Raw genomic sequence first — 22,368 nt, 5'->3', positions numbered from 1 at the left:
ACCTCCTGAATTTTTTATTAAGCTCCTAATGTAGCTCCGCCATCTACACATAAATTGTGCATTGTAATATGACTTGCTTTATCTGAAGCTAAAAACAATACTGCTTCAGCAATTTCTGAAGGTTGTGCAATTTTTTGTAAAGGAATTCCGAGTCTATATGTATTTTGAGAACCAGCAATTATATTTTTAGCTCCATTCTCATCAGCCCATAGTAATCTTTGCATTTCAGTTTCAGTAGAACCCGGAGAAACTAAGTTACAACGAATATTGTATGCTGCAAGTTCTAATCCTAAACACTTCATGAACATCGTCGTTGCAGCTTTTGATGCAGCATACGCAGCCATCTCCATTCTCGGAGTATTTGCCGCATTTGAACCAACTGTAACAATTGCCCCTGACTTCCTTAACATCATATGTTTACTTACTGCTCGGGACATATAGAAAACTCCTGTAGTATTTACAGAGAATGTTTTATTCCATTCTTCGTCACTTAAAGAGTGAATCGCTCCCATACGTAGAACCCCTGCAACATTTACTAATATATCTATTGGCGCTATATCATTTTCAATTCGTTCTACTACCTCTTCAACAGTGACACTATCACTCACATCTAAATGAAACGTCTTAATACGACTTTCATTTGATGCATAATGATTTAAAAACATATTAAGCCCTTCTGCATTTTGATCAACCGCAATAACTGTAGCTCCTCTTTCTAAAAACATTTTTGCTACAACACTACCTATACCTTGAGCGGCACCTGTTACTAAAACGGTTTTTCCATCAAATTCCCCTAAGTTCATTTCCTCTATCCTCTCATATAAAAATTAATCTCATTAAACATCATAATTGATAATGATTTTTATTATCAATTATGATGCAAAAAATAATACACTTACTAAACTAATTGGTCAAGTGTGTTTTCTATTACTTAATTATAGAAAAGGAAACAAAACCAATCTATTGATAATGATTTTCATTTTCTGTATCTGCATCTAAATGATAATGTTTCTCAATATACTTGTCAATCTTTTTTTATTTTTCAGATAAAATTTTTTTTACGTTTCCATGTAATGCTTCATCTTTAAGCATTACATAGTACTTTAAATAAAAATTTAATCTATAATTTCTTATCATCTTTTTTGAAATTCCAAAAGAGAACCTGTAGATTTCTTCACCTACAATACTTTATCAAAAATTTAAGTTTTTCTTTTCTCAACATTTTTCTGAAAATATTTTATTTTTCATCTTGCATTTCTCAATGAATATCCTATATATAATCAAAGATTCTCATATATTATGCATCAATCAATAGTATTCCAATATAATCCAATTAGGTGCTTCACTGGCCCTTCCATTAGTAAAATTATGTAAATCATAAAGGCTGAGTAAAGAAAAACAATTAAAAATAGTTCATGAAGAAAAAAAGAAAGTGGTTCGTTATCCACTTTCCTTTCCTAATTTTATTATGTATCAGAAAAAAGTCCCCTATTTAATAGGGGACTTTTTAGTTATCATAGTGTTATAGATAATTTAAATATTTACGCTACGCTGCGATACTCTTCTTCTTTTTCTTTTTTCTGATTAGGTGCTTGAATTAAAATTGAGATAATGAATGACACGACACATAATACGCCGATCACCATAAAGGTTGGTTTGAATCCACCTAGAAGTGCACCGATAAAGGAACCTGCAAGCGCTCCAAATCCAAATCCTTGATACACAATTCCGTAGTTCTTACTATGGTTTTTCATACCGAAGAAATCACCAACAATAGCTGGGAAAATAGTGATATTTCCACCAAAGCAAAACGCTACACTTGCTACACAGACGAAGTAGATACCATAATTTAAATCTACGAAACTTAGAACCAAGACTGAAGTCGCCATAGCAACAAAAGTACCAGTAACGATTTTTAAACGGCCGATTTTATCTGATAACGGTCCTAGAATGATACGACCCAATGTATTGAAGATTGCAACCATAGCCACCGCATTAGCTGCTGTTGCTGCGCTAAGCCCTACAAGTTGAACACCGATGTCTTTTACCATGCCAATTAAGTATAAGCCACTCATACATGATGTAAATAACATAATAAATAATAAGTATACTTGTTTTGTGCCTAACATTTCTTTTGTTGTATATTCTTTAGTTTTTGTTTCCTGAACTGCACCTTGATCAGCAGCTTGATGGATTAAACAAGCGCCAATCACGATCATAGCTGTAACAATTAAACCCCAGTATATAAACGCTTGCGATACACCAACTGAATCAATCAACATTGCGTTTATGTATTTAAATATTAGGCTACCTGTACCATATGCAGAGACAGATATACCGGCGATTAAACCTTTACGCTCTGGAAACCACTTTATTAAATTGGATAGTGAAGTAATATATGCTGTACCATCTGCGTAACCTACAACAACTCCTGCTAGTACATAAAGCATTAATAATGAGGAAGCTTGTGAACTAAGTATTAATCCAAGTCCTAACGCTAGTCCAGCTATCATAATAAGTTTACGAAGTCCCCATTTTTCTTGCAATTTACTTGCAAACAAAGTTGAAAATGCTAAAGAAAGACTAGTAATTGAGAAAGTTATAGCAACAGCGTTAAGACTCCAACCGTATTTACTCACTAAGGGCTGATTGAATAAACTCCATGTATATATCGTTCCAAGCCCCATTTGTACTATGACTGTTCCAAGGACAACAAGCCATGGATTAACCGATGATTTTTTCATACCATCTCTCCTCCTCTTTCTATTTCAATGCTATTCGCTAAATATGCTTTTTTCATTTTCATTTTCGCCACCTCATTCGATTTAACAACTTCATTGTATAGGATATTACCCGTTATGTAAGCACTTACAAGACGGAGCGTCAAATATATGGAACCAGTTACATAAAACGAAGGATGAAATACAAAAAACTACTTGTTAAATACGTAGCAGCTTTTATAATGTTTTGCATCAGTACGACCTACGGAGGCTTTTACATCTTCTTTTACAAAAAAATTATCGAATTATACCATGGCTGGACTTCAATATTTTGCTTATCCTATACAAACAAAAAACATCCTATTCTTATTTAACTCTTCAACGTTTATAACATGTTGCGTCTGTATTTCTTGATACAAATCATTTAATAGTCTTGTAATCTGGCTTCTCATTACAATGCTTGTAATCAAAAATTCCATCATTTATACATTTCCACTTCCGTATATCTTGTTTTTCTAACGAAACATACAGAATTACAACGTTTTTTTACAATTTTCTACATAAAAATAGAAAATATATAATTCATTTACATAATGTTGCACTTTAATTTTTATTAAACAACAAATATTTTATTGATAAATAAAAACTAAACATTCACTAATATATCTATACGTGGTTTAATATATATAATAAACAAACATTTCTGACTTTTATAAGGAGGTACTATGAAAGCAAACGTAGGCGATACTATACTATTTCAACGAAATAACTTAAAGATCACAGCATCTGTACTAAAACTATACACTGAATCGGTCTTAGTTGAAGTTACAGATGTAAGCGGTGGTACTTTTGAATTTGACCGAACAATTGTAAATCATAAAAACTATAAAATTTTAAATGCAAATAAATAAAACAATACAAAATAGCCCCCGCTTAACAGCGGAGGCTATTTTGTATAATAACACTTCATTAATTTACATATCCTAAAACACTAACAATCTTACTTGCTTTTAAATTATTAATGTAATAATAAATTTCTAATCCTCTTCTTTCAGCTCTTAGCACTTTACCTTTCATTTTTGATAAATGCTGCGAAACAGTCGATTGAGGAATATTTAATATTTCTGTTAATTGCGTTACATTACAAGTTTTGCGTACACTTAATTCATTTACAATTTGTAATCGTATTGGATGCGCCATTATTTTTAAAATGTCCACATCTTCTTCAGTAACTAAACCTTTTTTTATCTCGCTCGTATATGTTGTCATAAGACATTCCCCTTTTGTTTGAATTCCTTTTTATTAAAATCTGCTTCTAAATAAAATGTAATCTCTAACATACAATTAAGACCCTTATATAGAAATAATAGGATTTTGATTATTTAAAAAAGCAATGCTATACAATTTTATTTATTTGGTACATATACATAATACAATTTCAATTTGTGCTGCATGTGAAGTTAGCGTAAATTTAGGATGAAGATTTTTCAAATAATTGAAACGCTTTTGGATACTATAGAATTCATTTAACTTTCTATAACTTTTTATTACAAAACTAAAAACAACTAGATGATTCTACCTATAACTATCCAGCTTTTTTAACACATGTTAGGCATTTGTATATACTATTGCAAAACACATTATTATTGAGGGGGAATTTATATGCCAACACCGTCACAAGAACAAGTTGAAGAAGCTCGTGAAACGTACGTCAGTCGTATTATTTTAGTTGGTGGTTCAGCTTTATTTTTAACAGGTGGTGTTATATCTGCAATTTCAGCCTTTAAAAGTTATAACCGTTTGGCAAATACGCCACCTTCTTCAAATGATTCATAATTGCATCGTTCATTCCTTTATATAATACAAATGCCGCCTCTACTATAGAGACGGCTTTATATAAAAACATTATTAAATTCATTTGAACTTTATTGAAAAAACGTTATACCGATTTGGCACAATGTTCAAAATAATGATAGATACTTTCAATTTGACAAGCTTATTTCACCACAAACCGCGTCTGACTACAGCCATCCTTCTGCTTCGTTACTTCTAATACAGCTGGCATTGCGTTTTTCAGTTCTTGAACGTGTGAAATTACGCCGATAAATCGGCCTGATTTTTGCAAGTCGATTAGGGCGTCAACTGCTTTCGTTAATGACTCTTCATCTAATGAGCCGAATCCTTCATCGATAAACATCGTTTCGATGGAAATACCACCCTCATACGCTTGAATTACATCTGCCATTCCAAGCGCTAAGCAAAGTGATGCGTTAAATTTTTCACCGCCAGATAATGTTTTTACATCTCGGGTTTGACCTGTATATGCATCGTATACATCTAAGCCTAATCCACTTTGTCGATTCCTCTTTTCAACTCGTTCGCTTCGTTTTAAATAAAATTGTCCATTTGATAATTTACGTAGCCGTTCGTTCGCAATTTGAACAATTTGTTCTAAATACTCAATTAAGATGTAACGTTCAAAGGATATACGACTATCGTTATCCCCTTTCATTACTTCATATAAATCAACAAGTTCTTGGAATGCTTTTTCTTCCTCATGAATTTGTTCATCAATTCGTTTAATATTTTCATGTAAATCCGTAATATATGATACGGCATTTTGAGCACGTTGTCGTTTTTCTTTAATAATATCAAGGTGAATTTCCAATTCTTTCACTTGCTCATCTAATGAAGAAATGTCCATATACTCTTTATCTTTTAATTCTGCCTTTAATTCTTCAATTTGTTTTGTAAGTACTTCTAGAGATGAGTAATAACTTCGGATTTCTTGTTGTAACTTATCCATCTCAGCATCATTTAATTTGGATTCTGTATATGTTAATTGATCTGTAAATCCGCTTTGTTCTAGCTCTTTCATAAAGCGTGTGAAAGTCTCTTCTTTCTTCTCTTTTGCACTATTAAATTGATTAGAAGCACTATCATGTTCTGCTTGAATACGTATATTTTCATTTTGCCAATGTTGATACGCTTCTTGTACTTTCTCCCATTCATCTTCCATGAACCTGAGTTCTTGCAGAGCTTGGTCAAACTGTACTTTCCAAGCTTGTACCGTTTGCAAGCCTTCCGGAATATTTTGCTTATCATGTTCATATGACGTACGAAGCTGCATACACTCCATTTCAGTACGGTGCTGCATTGTTTCTACTTCACGCTTTTGTTTCTGGAGTTCTTCTACTTTTTCTTCTACGCTTTTTATATTCACAGCAATTTGCTTACGCGTTTCTTCACTTGCTTTTAACGCATTAACATCTGCTGCTAATTGCTTTCCTTTTTGAACGAGCGCCCTATATGTTTCTACTAATTCTTCTGCGCGATACCCTCGCTTTAGCACTTCTTCTATCACTTGTTCATATTGAACTCGATAGAAATTCCACTTTTCTTCTAATTGAACATGTGATTTTTCCGCAACGTTTTTCTTTTCTCTTAGCCCATTTAACTCTTTTTCATCAATGGCATTACTTTGCTCTGTAGCTTTTTTCGGGTGATCCATACTACCACATACTGGACAAGATTCACCATCATGTAAATGAAGAGCTAATATACCAGCTTGCTCACTTAACCAGCGGCGTTCCATATCTTCATACGCACTAACTGCCAGTTGCATCTTATGAAATGCAATTTCTTTTTCTTGCTCGTATTTTTGTTTTTCTTGCCATACATCATATGCCTGCTTTAATACTTTTCCATCTTCTCGCATATTCGTTAGTTCTTCTACTTTAGCTACATATTGTTCAAGCGCTACTTCTAATTGCTGTAATTCGCCAGACATTCTTTGTTTTTCATTTGTATGCGCTTCTAGTTGTTCATCTAACTTTTGCATACCTTCTTTTAATTTTCCTATTTGAATCTCAGCATTTTGCAAATTTAACTTTTTCTCAGCTAATGATGCAATAATTGGTTGTAACTCTTCTAGTCTTTGAACTTGTTTTTTAGCATTTTCTCGCTCGGATGCCTTATTCTTTAATGCTTCATATTTCTCCTGAGCAAGTGCAAAACTGTTCATTATATGTTCTTTTTTTGCGATTATCTGTTTTAACAAACTTTCAGACTGCTGTTCATGTTGCATCGCTTCCTCATACCATTGCTCAAATGGTAATAATCGCTTCGCCTGTTCCGCATGTTTAAAAGATTTTTCTTTCATTTCGATTACGGCACGGTTTTCTTGTAAAGTACTGTACTTCTCATTCTTTTGTTCTAAATCTTTGAATTTCTCATTTACAGCTTTTGCTGCATGAAAACGTGCCTCTGCTTCTTTTAATTGTTTCGTTTTGTCATTTTGTTCTAAGTGTAATTGCTCAACCTCTGCATTGTACCAAATTGTTTCTTGTTCTAATGCCTCTACTACTTGATGTGTATTTACATGCTCTTGCTCCACTAATGTCTCTAATAATGCCCCATTACGTATTGGTAATTTAAATACATTACGGAAATATAGCTCACGTTCTTTTTGTTTTTCTTGTAAGACGTCTTTCCATTGTTTACGCTTTTGATCTAATATCTCACGCATTAATTTATAACGATCTGTTTTAAAAATGCGGCGTAGTATTTCTTCTTTATTTTCCGTTTCAGATGTTAATAATTTTCGGAACTCTCCTTGCGGTAACATGACAATTTGGCTAAATTGATGTTTACTTAATCCAATTAAATCTTCAACTTTTTTATTTACATCCGTTACATGAAAACGATCGACACATGGAACTTTTTCCTCATCAATTACTTCATATAATTCGACTGCATGTCCTGTAATTGTTTTATTTCCTTGTTTTTTATGGCCCAGTTGTCGTTTAATTTCATAACTTTTCCCTTTTAATTGAAAAGTTAATTCCACACTTGTATAAACATCATCATCAGCAAATTGGCTACGAAGCATGTTTGTATCACTGCGCTCTTCTCCACTAGCCTCTCCATATAACACATAACAAATCGCATCAAAAATCGTTGTCTTTCCAGCTCCTGTATTTCCAGAAATAGCGAAAATACGATGCTCACCAAGATCTTTAAAATCGATTACTTCTTTCTGTTTATATGGACCAAATGCGGTCATTATAAGCTGAATCGGTCTCATCCTCGCTCACCTTCCCGTTCTTGCACTGTTTGCAAAACATCTAAAAATAGACGTTCTTTCTCTTCTGATAAATCTAGCCCTTTCATTTCTTTATAAAATGCTTTTAAAAGAGATAAATCATCCGTTTTATGCCTTGAAACAGTTACTTCATTTTCATCTGTGAACTCTCGTCTTTGAATAGATCTTTCAACATGCATTGCATTTGGGTATACAGAACGTATTTTTTCCATTGGCTGCAAGACAGGATTTTCATCTAATAATTTCACAAATACATAATCTTCATTTACTGGATGAAGTAATAAATCGTCTATTTTCGCTTCTACTGTACGCATTTTACGACGCGGTGTAAGTAAACGTTTTTCAATTGTTGTTTCACCTTTTTCATCCAGTTCCACAATATAATATCCTTTTTTATGCTTTTCTTCAGAAATAGAATATGCAAGTGGCGAACCTGAATAACGAATTTTCTCATTACGTACAAAATGTGCTTGATGTAAATGGCCAAGCGCCGTGTAATGGAACTTATCAAAATAATGGCTATTTACATATTCAGCACCACCAATTGAAAGTGGGCGTTCCGCATCACTCGTATTTTCCTCTGCCTCTCCTGAAGAAGTTACAAATGCATGTCCTACAAATATGTGTCTCGCTTCTTTATCCATCGTTTCAGAGAGTTCGTTCATAAAAATACGCATCGCATCATCATGAGAACGAACATCTTCATTTTTCAATATATGTCTAACAATACTTGGGTCTGCATACGGAACGAGATGGAATTGAACCTCTCCGTATTCATCATTTAAAACAACAGGATTGTATGGAAACTGGAATTGTCCAACAATATGTAATCCTTGTTTTTTCATTAAATTACTACCAAATTGTATGCGGTCCGGACTATCGTGGTTTCCTGCAACTGCGATTACTGGTGTTTGTAAATCAATAACTATCTTTTGTAATACATCATTTAATAAGTCTACTGCTTCTGTAGGTGGAATTGCTCGGTCATATAAATCTCCTGCAATAATTACAGCATCCGGTTTTTCCTCTTCAACAGCTTGTACAAACTGATCTAACACAATTTTTTGATCTTCAGTCATATATACACCATGAACAAGCTTACCTAAATGCCAATCCGCTGTATGAAAAAACTTCATATTACCCTTCTCCTTTTAGTTTACTGATTGTAGTGAAACAAGCTGATAGTTTAGTGTAGTTTTTCCGTTCTCCCATTCTAACTTTTGGACAATTGCACTACCGATTCTTTCTTCGTTTGATTTATATAAAGGTAATACTTCTTGAATAGTAAATAGATGATAACCATCTAAAATTAATTGAAATAAATTATCTTCTATATGTAATCTTACTTCTTTTTCATTTGAAATAATTTTTGTGTGCATCTCAAATTTCATGCTAGATACAACCCCTTTTTTTCTAATCTCTACATTTTAATAGTATAGTGGTCATGCAAGATTGACAAGTAAATACACTACGATGTACATACTTTTTTATTTATAAATATTTTATGTTTTTTTACATAAAATACGGTATGTGAAATTCTTAATCTACAAAAATAAAAATGCCCTTTCAGGCATCCTTATTTTTGTAAGTACTCTTTCATAACGTAGTACAATACAGTTATTAACACAATCGCTACAAAAAACGCGAATACGGCCACAACATACCCATCTTTATTTAATAAAAAACATATGGAAATAGATATTATAAAAATCGGAAACACGAGACGTACCTTATCCTTCACTTCTTCTGTCGTATCTGTATGATGAAAATACTGTGTAATTCCTACCATAAGAGATGACAAAATAATAACCGACAATAGTAAAGGTCCTGGCATTCCGATCTCTCCTTTCTCTATTTCTAATTATATACAAACCCCACGATATTTAAAAGTTAGATAATTCAGCCTTTTAATCTTTTCTACATCCACTCTTTAATGTATTGTTACCCCACGTATACTAACTCAATTTAAGTTATACATATAATAGCGCCTTCAACACGACGTTTTCAAATAATAGCACTTACAGTAATGTTGTAATATTCCTCTTCATTCTCTGAAATCCTGCAAATATAACTCGTCAAAATATGCAATAAATAATAACATTAAGCACCTAATTTAGACAAAAATTATAGAGGACATTTCAGCATGTATCAAGAAATAAGAATAAGAAGATAAGTAAGGGAGGATTTATAATGACTGAACACGTTTTATTTTCTGTTAGCGAAAACGGCGTTGCATCAATTACTTTAAACCGTCCAAAAGCACTCAATTCTTTATCCTATGACATGTTACAGCCAATTGGGCAAAAACTTAAAGAATGGGAACAAGATGAGCGTATTGAACTCATCGTTTTAAAAGGAGCTGGGACGAAAGGTTTTTGTGCAGGTGGTGATATTAAAACGCTATACGAAGCACGTTCTAACGAAGTTGCATTACAACATGCAGAGCAGTTTTTTGAAGAAGAATATGAAATTGATACATTTATTTATCAATACAAAAAACCAATTATCGCTTGTTTAGATGGAATCGTAATGGGCGGTGGTGTCGGTCTGACAAATGGAGCTACGTATCGAATTGTAACAGAGCGTACGAAGTGGGCAATGCCTGAAATGAACATCGGTTTCTTCCCTGATGTCGGTGCTGCTTATTTCTTAAATAAAGCGCCTGGATATACTGGCCGATATGTTGCTTTAACAGCATCCATTTTAAAAGCTCCTGATGTATTATATATTAACGCTGCTGATTACTTTATGACATCAGATTCATTACCAAATTTCCTTACCGCACTTGAAAATGTAAATTGGAAAAAAGAAGATGTACATACTCATTTAAAAGAAGTTATTCGTACATTTGCAACCGCTCCAAACTTAGATGGCAATCTTTCTTCTTTATTAGAAGAAATTAATTCGCATTTTGCATTCGATACAATTGAAGGAATCATTCAATCTTTAGAGAAAAATCAAAGTCCATTTGCCCAAACAACGAAAGAACAGTTATTATCAAAATCCCCTGTTTCATTAAAGGTAACATTAAAACAGTTTATCGATGGCCAAGAAAAGTCAGTTGAAGAATGTTTTGCGACAGATCTTATACTCGCTAAAAATTTCATGCGACATGAAGATTTCTTTGAAGGAGTACGCTCCGTTGTAGTTGATAAAGACCAAAATCCAAATTATAAATATAAACACTTAAGTGATGTTTCAGAAGAAGATGTAAATCGATTCTTTAACTTACTTAACGCCTAAACAAAGAGGTCATATATTGTAGCTCACTCTCAGCTACTCTATATGGCCTCTTCTTTTTAGTTAAATAATTTTAAATATAATTTAATTTTATTTAACTAAAATGTATGTTAAACTAACATTAATCGAATTTTCTAAAAACAACAAAGGAAGGCGGATAACATTATGGAAAATTTTTTTCTGTTTATTATTATGTCTATATGTCTTATTATTCTACCCGGTCCTGATACAGCAATGGCTACGAAAAACACATTGGTTGCTGGCAAAATCGGCGGCGTAAAAACTGTTTTTGGTACTTGTGTTGCGCTTTTAATTCACACTTTAGCTGCTGTAATTGGTCTTTCAGCACTTATTGTAAAGTCTGCTCTTTTATTTTCTATTTTTAAATATGTTGGTGCTGTATATTTAGTCTATATTGGTATTAAAGCCCTTTTAGCAGTAAGAAACACAGAAGACTTAAATACAAATGACGTTCCAATAAATAATGACAATAAACATACTTCTTGCTTTCGCCAAGGTTTTCTTACAAATTTACTAAACCCTAAGGTTGCAGTCTTCTTTTTAACTTTTTTACCGCAGTTTTTAAATCCAAATCATAATACATTTATACAACTTCTCGTTATGGGACTTACTTATCTCATTTTAACAGTCATTTGGTTTGCTTTTTATATATTTTTAATTGATAAAATTAGTGCTTTTATGAAAAAGCCGAAGACACAGCGTTATATTCAAGGGATTACAGGAATCGTCTTAATTGGGTTTGGTATTAAATTAGCCTTTGAAAGAAATAGTTAACACAATGCAAACGAAAATACACTACTCCATTATGAGTAGTGTATTTTCGTTTGCATTATTTTTATAATGAGTGGGAATGCACCCCACTCATTATCATTTCACTTTATTAAAACCAGCGCTCAGTTACAACTTTTTTACGTGTATAAAATTGAACGCCATCCGTACCATTTGTACCAAGATCTCCAAAGAATGAAGCTTTGTTTCCTGCAAATGCGAAGAATGCCATTGGTGCTGGAACATTAACGTTTACACCAATCATACCAGCATCAATATTGTCTCGGAATGTTTGTGCGTGTTTACCATTTGATGTATAAATAACAGCACCATTCGCAAATTTCGATTGATTTGTCAGCTTAATACCTTCTTCTAAATCTTTTACTCTTACAATACTTAATACCGGAGCGAAAATTTCATCTTGCCAAATTTTCATTTCTTGATTTACGCCATCAAAGATTGTTGCACCAACAAAGTAACCTTCTCCAACTTCTTCATTGATTTTACGGCCATCTACTAGTAAAGTTGCTCCATCTGCTACACCACTATTAATATAGCCTAAAACACGTTCTTTATGAGATTCACGGATTAATGGTCCGACATAATTATCTTCGTTGAAACCGTCACCTACTTTTAACTTCTTCGTTTCTGCTACTAATACATCAATGAATTCATCAGCAATTTCATCAACTACTGCTACTACTGAACATGCCATGCAGCGCTCTCCACTACTTGCGAACGCAGACCCAATTACACCTTGTACTGTTTTCTCAAGGTTGCAATCTGGCATAACAACCGCATGGTTTTTCGCACCTGCTAACGCTTGTACACGTTTACCATTTTTTGTACCAGTTTCATATACGTAGCGTGCCACTGGCTCAGAGCCAACAAACGAAACTGCTTGAATATCTTTATTTTCTAAAATACTATTTACAACATCTTTTCCGCCTTGTACTAAATTTAATACCCCTTTTGGAAAACCAGCTTCATAGAATAACTCTACAAGTCGCTCAGCTAAAAGTGGTGTTCTTTCAGATGTTTTTAATACGAATGTATTACCGCAAGCAATTGCAAGTGGGAACATCCATAACGGAATCATCATCGGGAAGTTAAACGGTGTAATACCAGCAACAACTCCGATTGGGTAGCGCCAAATCGATCCATCAATTCCGTTAGCAATATTCGGAAGGGCTTGTCCCATCATTAAATTTGGTGCTGATGTTGCAAGTTCTACCGCTTCAATACCACGCTGTACTTCACCAGTTGCATCCGTTAGCGTTTTACCGTTTTCTAGCGTAATGATTTTTGCAAGCTCATCTTTATTTTCTTGTAACAGTTGTAGATATTTGTATAGTTGTCTTGAACGATTTGGAACTGGCACTTTAGACCATGTTTCGTATGCCGCTTTTGCCGCTTCAACAGCTTTTTCAACATCTTCTTTTGGAGAAAGTGGAACGTAAGCGATGATTTTTCCAGTTGCCGGATTCGGAACCGCTTCTACTTCAGTACCAGTAGATTCTACCCATTCGCCATTAATATGATTTTTCACGCGTTTAATTTCAGTTGTAATCATTATATTCTCTCCTTTTTTATCATGATTTTTATAAGTGCACTATTTTTGATTAGAAATTAATTGTTCGCTAACTTTCTTATATAAAGCAGCCATATCGTTTTCACCATATCCTGCCTCACTCGCTTCTTCATATACGTTTAATAGCATCTCACTTACTGGTAAGTGAAGTTCACTTTCTTTAGCTAAATCTACCGCAAATCCTAAATCTTTCTTTAATAAATTTACAGTAAAGCCCGGCTCATAATTTTCTGATGCAATAAAACTTTTATAATTACGCTCATAAATTCTACTTTGACCGTAACTTACATTTAAAATATCAAACATTTTATCTAAATCCATATTGTTCTTTTTCGCTAATGTTAAAGCTTCACTCACACCAGCTGTATAAAAACCAATTAATAGATTGTTAATTAATTTAACAGTTGTACCGCTATCAATCTGCTCACTAACATGGAAAACATTCGCTCCAAGTACTTCCATGACAGATTCAGTTTTTTCATATACTTCTTTCGATCCACCAACCATAAACGTTAATGTACGGTTTTCTGCACCAATTACCCCGCCACTAACAGGTGCTGCTAAAAAGTCTACTTTCTTTTCCTTCGCCGATTCCTCTAATTGTTTGTTTAATTGTGGAGATACTGTACTTGTATCAATTAAAGCTACATTCGAGTGGCTATTTTCAAATAATCCTTCTTCCCCAAAATATACCGCTTCCACAGCACGAGGTGAAGGTAAACTTGTAAAAATCACATCGCATGTCTCTGCTAGTTTTGAGATTGATAAGCCGATAATTCCTCCTTCTTTTTCAAAGGAAGCTTCCGCCTCTTTATTCAAGTCCACTCCATATACTGTGTAGCCCGATTTAACTAAATTTTTAGACATTGGAAGACCCATGTTACCTAAACCGATAAAACCAATCTTTTTCATATCGCTTTCCTCCTATTTACACAATATATTTCCCGCGATTTATAATAACTTTCGCAATGTCTCTCTTTTTCGTAAATAAGTTCGAGTATAAAGGCACTAATAATTGACGGATTTCAGCTAATATTTCTTGTCTATTTTGTTCTTCTGTGACAGCTGCTGAAAGAATGGAAATCGAAGCTTCTTCTACTTTACGATATCCCTCTTCACAAATAACATCTGTTATCATTTGCTTCGTACGCTCTTTTTCCTCACCATTTTTACTAACTGCTTTCCTCGTACGTAAAAATGCTGATTCCATGACGTACACGTCCGTCAACATATTTGATAGTACACGTGAATATTCTTGCTCCTGATCAATTTTTAAGTCCGGAGTTTTAGAGAGCGTTTTCAAAGATTGTTTCAACAATTTTTTCGATAATAAAATGTAACGATGGTTTCTTTCTACATTTGATATATCACTTTCTACTACATGATCTTCAATTTGCTCAAATTGTTTCATTAACATTTTAGCAACTGTTAATCTATTAATTTCGTTCGTTCCTTCAAAAATACGGCTAATTCTAGCATCACGATATAAACGTTCTACTTCGTATTCTTGCATATAACCGTATCCACCATGAATTTGTACAGCCTCATCTACAATATTGCCAAGTGTTTCAGAAGCATTTACTTTATTAAGTGCACATTCAATTGCAAATTGGGACATTTTTTTCATAAGATCTTCATCACTCTCATGAATTGCTTCATCAATTACACCCGCTGTACGGTAAGCTGCACTTTCTGCTCCATATGTAGAAATAATCATATTTGCAATTTTCTCTTGAATCATCGTAAAATCTACTAATTCTGTTTGGAACTGCTTTCGTTCCTTTCCATATTGAACTGACAAACCAATTGCTTGTTTTGCTGTTCCAATATTTCCAAAAGCAAGTTTTAGTCTCGCGAAGTTAAGAATATTAAGAGCTACGTGATGCCCTTTCCCAACTTCCCCTAAAACATTTTCAGCGGGGATGACAACATCTTCTAAAATAAGCGTCGCTGTTGAAGAACCTTTAATCCCCATCTTCTTTTCTTCTAATCCTATTGATACACCTTCACATGTTCTTTCGACAATAAACGCTGTCATTCCTTTATTTGTCTTCGCAAAAACAACGTATACATCTGCCATATGAGCATTTGTAATCCACTGCTTCTCACCATTCAACTTCCAAGCAGTACCCTCTTCATTCAATACTGCACTCGTTTTTGCACTTAATGCATCAGAACCAGCATTTGGCTCAGTTAAAGCATAAGCCCCAATCCATTCTCCCGATGCGATTTTCGGTAAATATTTTTCTTTCTGTTCTTTCGTTCCGTAATATATGTAAGGCAATGTACCTACACCGGCGTGTATATTAAAAGAAACGCTAAATGCACCAGCGTAACCCATTTTCTCTGCTACAAGACCTGAGACAGCCTTTCCTAACTCGAATCCACCATAATCTTCTGGTACCTCAATGCCTAATAATCCAAGTTCCCCAGCTTTCTCAAATAATTGACGAGAAACTTTATAGTTATGTTGTTCAATATTCTCCATTTGTGGGACAATTTCTTGTTTAACGAATTGTTCTGTCGTTTTTGCAATTAAATCTTCATCCCCTGAAAAATCTTCTGGTGTAAAGAAAGTATTATTCACATCTTTATTGAGTGAAAAAAATTCAGCCCATGGTAACTTCGTTTTCTCCATCTGAATCCCCCTATCATTTCGGCCTTCATTGCTTTTTGCATATGCTCGTCTACGATGAGTGGAATATCTTACTATTGAAAACAGAAGGCGATGATTTTTCACATCAAGCAGTTCGTTTTGCCAAAGATGTATTCTCATCGCCTAAGTCCTTCTACCTATTGATCTTCAGATAATACTGTTTTTGCAATTCCAGTATCTAAGTCTTCAAAGTCATGATATGAAATTGTTTCATATAACTCACTTCTCGTTTGCATATTAGAAAGTGCATCTTTTTGAGAACCTGTCTCTTTAATTAGCGTAAACACATTCTCATATGCTTTTGCAGCAACACGAAGTGAAGTTACAGGATAAATTACCATTTGGAAGCCCATATTCGCAAATTCCTCTGCACTATAATATGGTGTTTTCCCGAACTCAGTCATATTTGCTAATAAAGGTGCATTCACTTTGCTAGTAAATAAACGGAATTCTTCTTCCGATTGAAGCGCTTCTGGGAATATTGCATCTGCCCCTGCTTTTACATATGCGTTCGCTCTTTCAATCGCTGCATCTAATCCTTCCACGCCGCGAGCATCTGTGCGTGCTACAATATATAAACTTGGCTCAACTTCTTTAATCGCTTTAATTTTTTGAACTAATTCTTCTGTAGTAACAAGTTTCTTACCATTTAAATGTCCACATTTCTTTGGTAATTGTTGATCTTCAATCTGAACAGCCGCAACTTTCGCTTCCACCATTTCTACAGCTGTTCTCGCTACGTTTAGTACTCCACCAAATCCTGTATCAATGTCAACAAGAACTGGTAAATCTGTAGCTCTTACTAGATCCCTTGCTCTCTCTGCTACTTCAGTAGACGTCACGATTCCTAAATCTGGTAGCCCTTTACTTGCAGTATAAGCAGCTCCCGATAAATAAAGAGCTGAAAAACCTGTATTTTTCGCAACAAGAGCCGCCATTGCATCATGAGCACCTGGAATTTGTAAAATTTCATTTGCTTCTACTAAAGCTCGGAAGCGATTCGCAAGCTCCTCTTGTGTTGACTGTTTATTCACAACCCAAGCCATTCTAAATTCCCCCTATTATTAAATTAAGAATAGATCTACAAATTCGTTTACATTCATATTTTCTAGTTTTTCTTCATTTAGACAAACTTCATGAATTTTTTCTTGTTGCTTACTAGAATAATGACCTGCCATATTTGCAGTGAATTTTTGAACAACTTTTGGAATCGCTTCGTCTCTACGGAAACGGTGGCCAAGCGGGTATTCACATTCCACATTTTCTGTTACAGTACCATCTTTAAAATGAACTTGAACAGCGTTGGCGATTGAGCGCTTGTTCGGATCAAGGTAATCTAAACTGTACTGTTTGTTTTCAACAACAACCATCTTATTACGTAATTCATCTACACGTGGATCATTCGCTGCTACATCCTCATAATCATCCGCAACGATATCTCCTTTTAATAAACCAATTGCCGTAATGTATTGTAAGCAATGATCGCGATCAGCTGGGTTATTTAATGGTCCCTCTTTATCGATAATACGAATTGCTGATTCATGAGTTGTAATTGTAATACGATCAATTTCTTCTAATCTTTCTTTAATTTCAGGATATAATTTCACAGCACATTCTGCAGCTGTTTGTGCATGGAACTCTGCTGGGAATGACACTTTGAATAATACATTTTCCATTACATACGATTCTAGTGGTCTTGCTAATTTTAATTCCTGCTTATTAAATAATACATCTTGGAATCCCCATCCTGGCGCAGATAATGCTGTTGGGTAACCCATTTCACCTTTTAGAGCAGTCATTGCAAGATGAACACCGCGGCTCGTCGCATCCCCTGCTGCCCATGATTTACGTGAACCAGTATTTGGAGCATGACGATATGTACGAAGACTAGAATTATCAATCCACGCATGTGATAATGCATTAAAGATTTCTTCACGCGTTCCGCCAAGCATTTTCGCAACTACCGCAGTTGTTGCTACTTTTACGTATAATACATGGTCAAGACCAACACGGTTTAAGCTGTTTTCTAAAGCAAGTACACCTTGAATTTCATGTGCTTTAATCATCATTTCTAGTACTTCACGTACTTTTAATGGTTCTTTTCCTTCTGAAATACGAACACGGCTAATATAATCTGCTACTGCTAAAATTCCGCCTAAGTTATCAGATGGATGTCCCCATTCTGCTGCAAGCCAAGTATCGTTATAGTCTAACCAACGGATCATACATCCGATATTAAATGCGCCTTTTACTGGATCAAGTACATATGACGTACCTGGTACGCGTGTACCATTTGGCACGATTGTTCCTGGTACAACTGGTCCTAATAATTTTGTACACTCTGGATATTGTAGCGCTAAAATTCCGCATCCAAGTGTATCAAGTAATACGTAGCGAGCAGTGCTGAATGCTTCTGCACTTGTAACCTCTTTATTTAATACATAATCCGTAATTTCTTCTAATAATGCATCTTTTTGTTTAATTTCATTTGTTTTAATCATACTATTCTTCCCTTTCTGTCGAAAATTCGTTATTATTAATGATGGGTGTCGGTCAAACACCCATCTGGCGGGCGGCGCTAACAACTCCCCAGTTGTTTTTATTTACTAAATGCATGTCGCTCGCCAATATAATTTACACGTGGACGGAACAAACGATTGTTCGCATGTTGCTCAATTACGTGTGCACATAACCCTACTGTTCTAGAACTAAAGAAGATTGGTGTGTAAAGTTGAATTGGAATACCAAGCATCCAATATACTGGAGCAGCATAGTAATCAAGATTCGGATAAATGCCTTTTTCCTTCTCCATAATCTTCTCTCCAGCTTCACACATTTCATATAGTGTATAATCGCCTTTTACATCACAAAGCTGTTTTAAAGCTTCCTTCATCATAAGTGCTCTTGGATCTATCTTCTTCATATATACGCGATGTCCAAAGCCCATGATTTTTTCTTTGTTATAAAGTTTCTTCTGTAATAGTTCTTCAAATTTCTCAACATTGCCAGCTTCTAAAAGCATGTACATAACCGCTTCATTTGCACCACCATGTAAACTTCCTTTTAAAGATGCAACTGCACCTGTTAGAGCGCCGTATAAATCCGATTGTGTTGATGCAATTACGCGAGCTGTAAATGTAGAGTTTGGCATTTCATGTTCACTATATAAAACAAGGGAACGATCAAAGATCTTTTCCTCAAGTTCAGTTGGTTTTTTACCAGTTAACATATAGAAGAAATTCGCACTATATGACAATTCCTGAAGGGGCTGAATTGGCTCCTCGTTATTTAAAATATGATAGCTATTCGCTACGATATTTGGCACTTTACTTAAAAGCTTGTACCCTCGACTTTTATTCACTTCTAACGAGCGGTTTTCGATATCACTATCGTAACCAGCTAATGCTGACACACCTGTACGTAACCCATCCATAGGATGCGTTTCTTTAGGCAATGCCTTTAGCACATTAAATACACCTTCTGGCACTGCATATTCTTCTTTTAATTTCTTTTCAATTGTTGCTTTTTCATCCTCATTCGGTAGCTGTTCTTCTAATAAAAGATGCACAATGTCTAAATACTCTTTTGTTTTTGAGAGTTCGATTAAATCATACCCTTGAATTACAATTTCACCTTTTACTGTGTCAAGAAACGAAATTTTCGTCTCCGCTGCTACTACACCATCTAATCCCGGGGAAAATTTTTCTTCAGCTTTCATCATTATTTCCTCCAATCCTAATAGATCTTCGTGCACATAACTGTAAGCCTTTACAATACTGTGAAACTACATTTCTCCATTTCAATGTATCAGAGTTTTTAGAAGATTTCAATTTATTTTATAATGATAAGTTTCCTATACTTTTACCGATGTAATAATACAATTTTTCAAAAATAACTTTCATCTTTTATAAAGAAAGGACAGACATCCTTTTACAATTTTCTAAAACGAAATATAGCAATTATCCATATAATCCCACTAAATACACCTTTAATCTCTTCTTCTTTAACAAATATAAAAAACGAGCTGCATTCATGCACAGCTCGTTTTTTATAATATTTATTTCATATTCCCAAAAATATAATTCTTATATAAAATTTATTTATTTTTAATAAAATTATTATTTTACATAATTAAATTAAATTTCTTCCGTTCCTTTACGATAACTTACAACTAAATCATAGTTTTGAAAGTACCAAAGATTATCAAAATCTATAAAAATAAAATACCGTCTTTCTCAACTGACACTATTTCCCGAAATGTTTTCTCAGAAACAATTCCTAAAGAATATCCTGGATGAATTGCGCTATTTCCTCCGTACCTTACAATAAAGTGAAACTTTAATCAGTGGGGTTTTTTTCATCCCCCACTGATTATTAGCCCACACCAATCGGGCGTTTACGGGCAGCAGGGCTCCTACCTAACTTCTTTGCTCCAGCCGAATTTTGAGGTGGGAGTCTTACTGCCCACAAATAGCGGGATAAATCAAATCGATTCATCATACTTTATACGCAATTCTTCCTTAAACCATCGTAGAGCATCATGTTCAATTGAAATTTTCATCTTCGCTCTTCCTGTTTACGCAAAATCTTTTTTGCCTAATCGTTGTTTTACAAAAACAACGAAAAGAATTAAAGCTATTAATCCAGAAATTGCACTACCAGCAAATAAAATACGGTAACCAAACATTTGTGAAACAACTCCAAGTAAAATCGCACCTAATCCAATACCTAAATCAAATGCGGTAAAGAATGAAGCGTTAGCAACTCCTCTTTTACTAGGATCAACAATTGTCAGCATCGCTGCTTGTAAAGCGGGCTGTGCTGAACCGAATCCAACACCGTATAATACCGCTGCGATAATTATACCCATTAAACTATTTGAAATAGTTAATACAACTATAGCTAAAATGGTAATACATAGTGCCGGGAGTATGATAAATACTTCTCCGTATTTATCTAATAGTTTTCCTGAAATCGGACGTACAATTGTTAAAGCAATTGCATATACAAGAAAGAACGTCCCAGGATTCACATCAATTGATGACGCAAATAACGGTAAAAATGTTGTTATGCCTCCGTATGCAAACGATAAAAAGAAAATAACAATTGTAATTGATAAAACAGATTTTTCAAATAGCTGGATTTTCCCTTTTTCTTTTTGTGGCGTAAATGGCATTTTCGTTATTAACGATAATACGACTGCCATAAAGGATAAAAGAGTTGCTAATAAGAATAGGCCATGAAATGAATAATTTTGTACAACCCATAATCCAATCATCGGGCCAATTGCCATCGCGATTGTCATCGCCATGCCATACCAGCCCATTCCTTCACCACGACGTGAATCTGGAATAATATCAGTTATCGCTGTTCCAACTGCTGTTGTAGAAACAGCCCACGTCACTCCGTGAATAACGCGTAAAACAGCTAAAAGGACAATAGTCGATGCTAAATTATACGTATACATCGTTATCCCAAAAAATATGAGTCCGAAAATAATAAAAGATCTTCTACCATATTGATCTAACATTCCTCCAATAATCGGTCGTATTACAACTGCCGCTATTGTAAACATTCCCATCATCAGTCCAACTTGTGATTCATTTCCACCAATCTCTTTAATAAAGAGCGGTAGCGTTGGAACTAGTAAATAAAACCCTGTAAATAAAAATAACATCGCGATAGTCATTTGAATAAATGATTTCGTCCATAATCGTTCCATTAAAATTCCTCCATAAACACGTAAAATATTGCAATCAACACATCAATTGTATATTTTTCATGTCCCCTTGCCCTCCGCAAATAGACGTATCTTTTCATACTAAATGGTCCACGATCAATTTAATTTGGTCTTACGACTTTGTACGTATGTTTCATTCGAAAGTCTTATCCATATGTACCTTTATAGCTGTTAAAAGAATATACTACTTTATCATTAAAACTTAGGAGTGATTGTTTTCATGTGGGTATCACCAAGAATAACCGTTGCCGTCCCGTCAGTTCCCTCAATACATGTTCCTGCCGTTCATACAGCAAGTTCTGATGTTGGTATCGAACTTCCTGCTGCATGGCAACAATATCAATTGCCCGGCCAAGTCACCCCTTCATATTGGCACCATGGCACACATCCTAGTAGTACTACTTTTTATAGCCCTAGCTATCCAATACCTCCGACTCAAATTTTTTATCATTTCCCATCAATTTACTTTCAAAATTTCTATGGTACTTTTAATATTTAAAAAAATCGTAAGAAATCACGACCTTTTTA

At 34.5% G+C, this 22,368-nt stretch carries 19 protein-coding genes and 1 pseudogene; 5 read left to right on the top strand and 15 right to left on the bottom strand.

What is annotated here, in order from left to right; genetic code table 11:
• Positions 1-17 precede the first annotated feature (17 nt).
• Both dhbA and MHI07_RS10955 read right to left on the bottom strand, forming a co-directional pair.
• Entirely contained in the window at positions 18-803 is a 786-nt protein-coding gene (gene dhbA, locus MHI07_RS10960) for a 2,3-dihydro-2,3-dihydroxybenzoate dehydrogenase (RefSeq protein WP_002202090.1), read from the bottom strand.
• A gap of 738 nt (positions 804-1,541) precedes the next feature.
• The gene (locus MHI07_RS10955; protein WP_078174211.1) at positions 1,542-2,744 is read right to left on the bottom strand and encodes an L-lactate MFS transporter; all 1,203 of its coding nucleotides are present in this window, start codon (positions 2,742-2,744) and stop codon (positions 1,542-1,544) included.
• A gap of 701 nt (positions 2,745-3,445) precedes the next feature.
• On the opposite strand from MHI07_RS10955, the gene MHI07_RS10950 reads away from it, so the two are divergent.
• On the top strand, positions 3,446-3,631 hold the full coding sequence (locus MHI07_RS10950; protein WP_002012762.1) for a YkvS family protein: 186 nt from the start codon (positions 3,446-3,448) through the stop codon (positions 3,629-3,631).
• A 58-nt stretch (positions 3,632-3,689) separates the two neighbouring features.
• On the opposite strand, the gene MHI07_RS10945 is transcribed toward MHI07_RS10950, so the two are convergent.
• Positions 3,690-3,989, bottom strand: coding sequence for an ArsR/SmtB family transcription factor (locus MHI07_RS10945; RefSeq protein ID WP_002157922.1), 300 nt, complete (start codon positions 3,987-3,989; stop codon positions 3,690-3,692).
• Positions 3,990-4,382: 393 nt separating this feature from the next.
• Here MHI07_RS10945 and MHI07_RS10940 point away from each other — a divergent pair, with 393 nt between their 5' ends.
• Complete coding sequence (locus tag MHI07_RS10940; RefSeq protein ID WP_002157923.1) at positions 4,383-4,556, top strand: hypothetical protein; 174 nt, start codon at positions 4,383-4,385, stop codon at positions 4,554-4,556.
• A 160-nt stretch (positions 4,557-4,716) separates the two neighbouring features.
• Here the strand turns inward: MHI07_RS10940 and MHI07_RS10935 are convergent, their stop codons facing one another.
• From MHI07_RS10935 to MHI07_RS10920, 4 genes are all read right to left on the bottom strand, one after another.
• Positions 4,717-7,806, bottom strand: coding sequence for an SMC family ATPase (locus MHI07_RS10935; RefSeq protein ID WP_340823648.1), 3,090 nt, complete (start codon positions 7,804-7,806; stop codon positions 4,717-4,719).
• Complete coding sequence (locus MHI07_RS10930; protein ID WP_340823645.1) at positions 7,803-8,960, bottom strand: exonuclease SbcCD subunit D; 1,158 nt, start codon at positions 8,958-8,960, stop codon at positions 7,803-7,805. The genes MHI07_RS10935 and MHI07_RS10930 overlap by 4 nt, the downstream gene beginning before the upstream one ends.
• 15 nt (positions 8,961-8,975) lie before the next feature.
• Positions 8,976-9,215, bottom strand: coding sequence for a DUF2584 family protein (locus tag MHI07_RS10925; RefSeq protein WP_016104781.1), 240 nt, complete (start codon positions 9,213-9,215; stop codon positions 8,976-8,978).
• Between the two features lie 185 nt (positions 9,216-9,400).
• Positions 9,401-9,658, bottom strand: a complete 258-nt coding sequence (locus tag MHI07_RS10920) for a hypothetical protein (protein WP_001119412.1) — start codon at positions 9,656-9,658, stop codon at positions 9,401-9,403.
• Between the two features lie 356 nt (positions 9,659-10,014).
• On the opposite strand from MHI07_RS10920, the gene MHI07_RS10915 reads away from it, so the two are divergent.
• Both MHI07_RS10915 and MHI07_RS10910 read left to right on the top strand, forming a co-directional pair.
• On the top strand, positions 10,015-11,067 hold the full coding sequence (locus MHI07_RS10915) for an enoyl-CoA hydratase/isomerase family protein (RefSeq protein WP_340823642.1): 1,053 nt from the start codon (positions 10,015-10,017) through the stop codon (positions 11,065-11,067).
• 159 nt (positions 11,068-11,226) lie between these two features.
• Complete coding sequence (locus MHI07_RS10910) at positions 11,227-11,859, top strand: LysE family translocator (protein WP_087947231.1); 633 nt, start codon at positions 11,227-11,229, stop codon at positions 11,857-11,859.
• 106 nt (positions 11,860-11,965) lie between these two features.
• Here the strand turns inward: MHI07_RS10910 and MHI07_RS10905 are convergent, their stop codons facing one another.
• The 8 genes and pseudogenes from MHI07_RS10905 to MHI07_RS10865 all read right to left on the bottom strand — a co-directional run bounded on the left by MHI07_RS10905 (position 11,966) and on the right by MHI07_RS10865 (position 21,822).
• Positions 11,966-13,426, bottom strand: coding sequence for a CoA-acylating methylmalonate-semialdehyde dehydrogenase (locus MHI07_RS10905; protein ID WP_340823640.1), 1,461 nt, complete (start codon positions 13,424-13,426; stop codon positions 11,966-11,968).
• Between the two features lie 39 nt (positions 13,427-13,465).
• Positions 13,466-14,356, bottom strand: coding sequence for an NAD(P)-dependent oxidoreductase (locus tag MHI07_RS10900; protein ID WP_002157931.1), 891 nt, complete (start codon positions 14,354-14,356; stop codon positions 13,466-13,468).
• Positions 14,357-14,372: 16 nt separating this feature from the next.
• A complete protein-coding gene (locus MHI07_RS10895; protein WP_340823638.1) occupies positions 14,373-16,082 on the bottom strand; it encodes an acyl-CoA dehydrogenase family protein in 1,710 nt (569 codons plus the stop codon).
• A gap of 155 nt (positions 16,083-16,237) precedes the next feature.
• Complete coding sequence (prpB, locus tag MHI07_RS10890) at positions 16,238-17,146, bottom strand: methylisocitrate lyase (protein WP_002157933.1); 909 nt, start codon at positions 17,144-17,146, stop codon at positions 16,238-16,240.
• Between the two features lie 18 nt (positions 17,147-17,164).
• Positions 17,165-18,601, bottom strand: a complete 1,437-nt coding sequence (gene prpD, locus MHI07_RS10885; RefSeq protein ID WP_002157934.1) for a 2-methylcitrate dehydratase — start codon at positions 18,599-18,601, stop codon at positions 17,165-17,167.
• Between the two features lie 98 nt (positions 18,602-18,699).
• Positions 18,700-19,821 (bottom strand): citrate synthase, encoded by a 1,122-nt coding sequence (gene mmgD, locus MHI07_RS10880; RefSeq protein ID WP_002202097.1) that lies wholly within the window; start codon positions 19,819-19,821, stop codon positions 18,700-18,702.
• Positions 19,822-20,236: 415 nt separating this feature from the next.
• Positions 20,237-20,430, bottom strand: a pseudogene (locus tag MHI07_RS10875) (HesB/YadR/YfhF family protein); the annotation flags it as partial.
• A gap of 246 nt (positions 20,431-20,676) precedes the next feature.
• A complete protein-coding gene (locus tag MHI07_RS10865; RefSeq protein WP_215581610.1) occupies positions 20,677-21,822 on the bottom strand; it encodes an MFS transporter in 1,146 nt (381 codons plus the stop codon).
• A 238-nt stretch (positions 21,823-22,060) separates the two neighbouring features.
• Here MHI07_RS10865 and MHI07_RS10860 point away from each other — a divergent pair, with 238 nt between their 5' ends.
• Entirely contained in the window at positions 22,061-22,339 is a 279-nt protein-coding gene (locus tag MHI07_RS10860; protein ID WP_016104776.1) for a hypothetical protein, read from the top strand.
• Positions 22,340-22,368: the final 29 nt, after the last annotated feature.

The sequence above is a fragment of the Bacillus sp. FSL H8-0545 genome, from assembly GCF_038006105.1.
Taxonomy (GTDB): Bacteria; Bacillota; Bacilli; order Bacillales; family Bacillaceae_G; genus Bacillus_A; species Bacillus_A cereus_U.
This window is presented reverse-complemented; position numbering and strand designations above follow the sequence as displayed.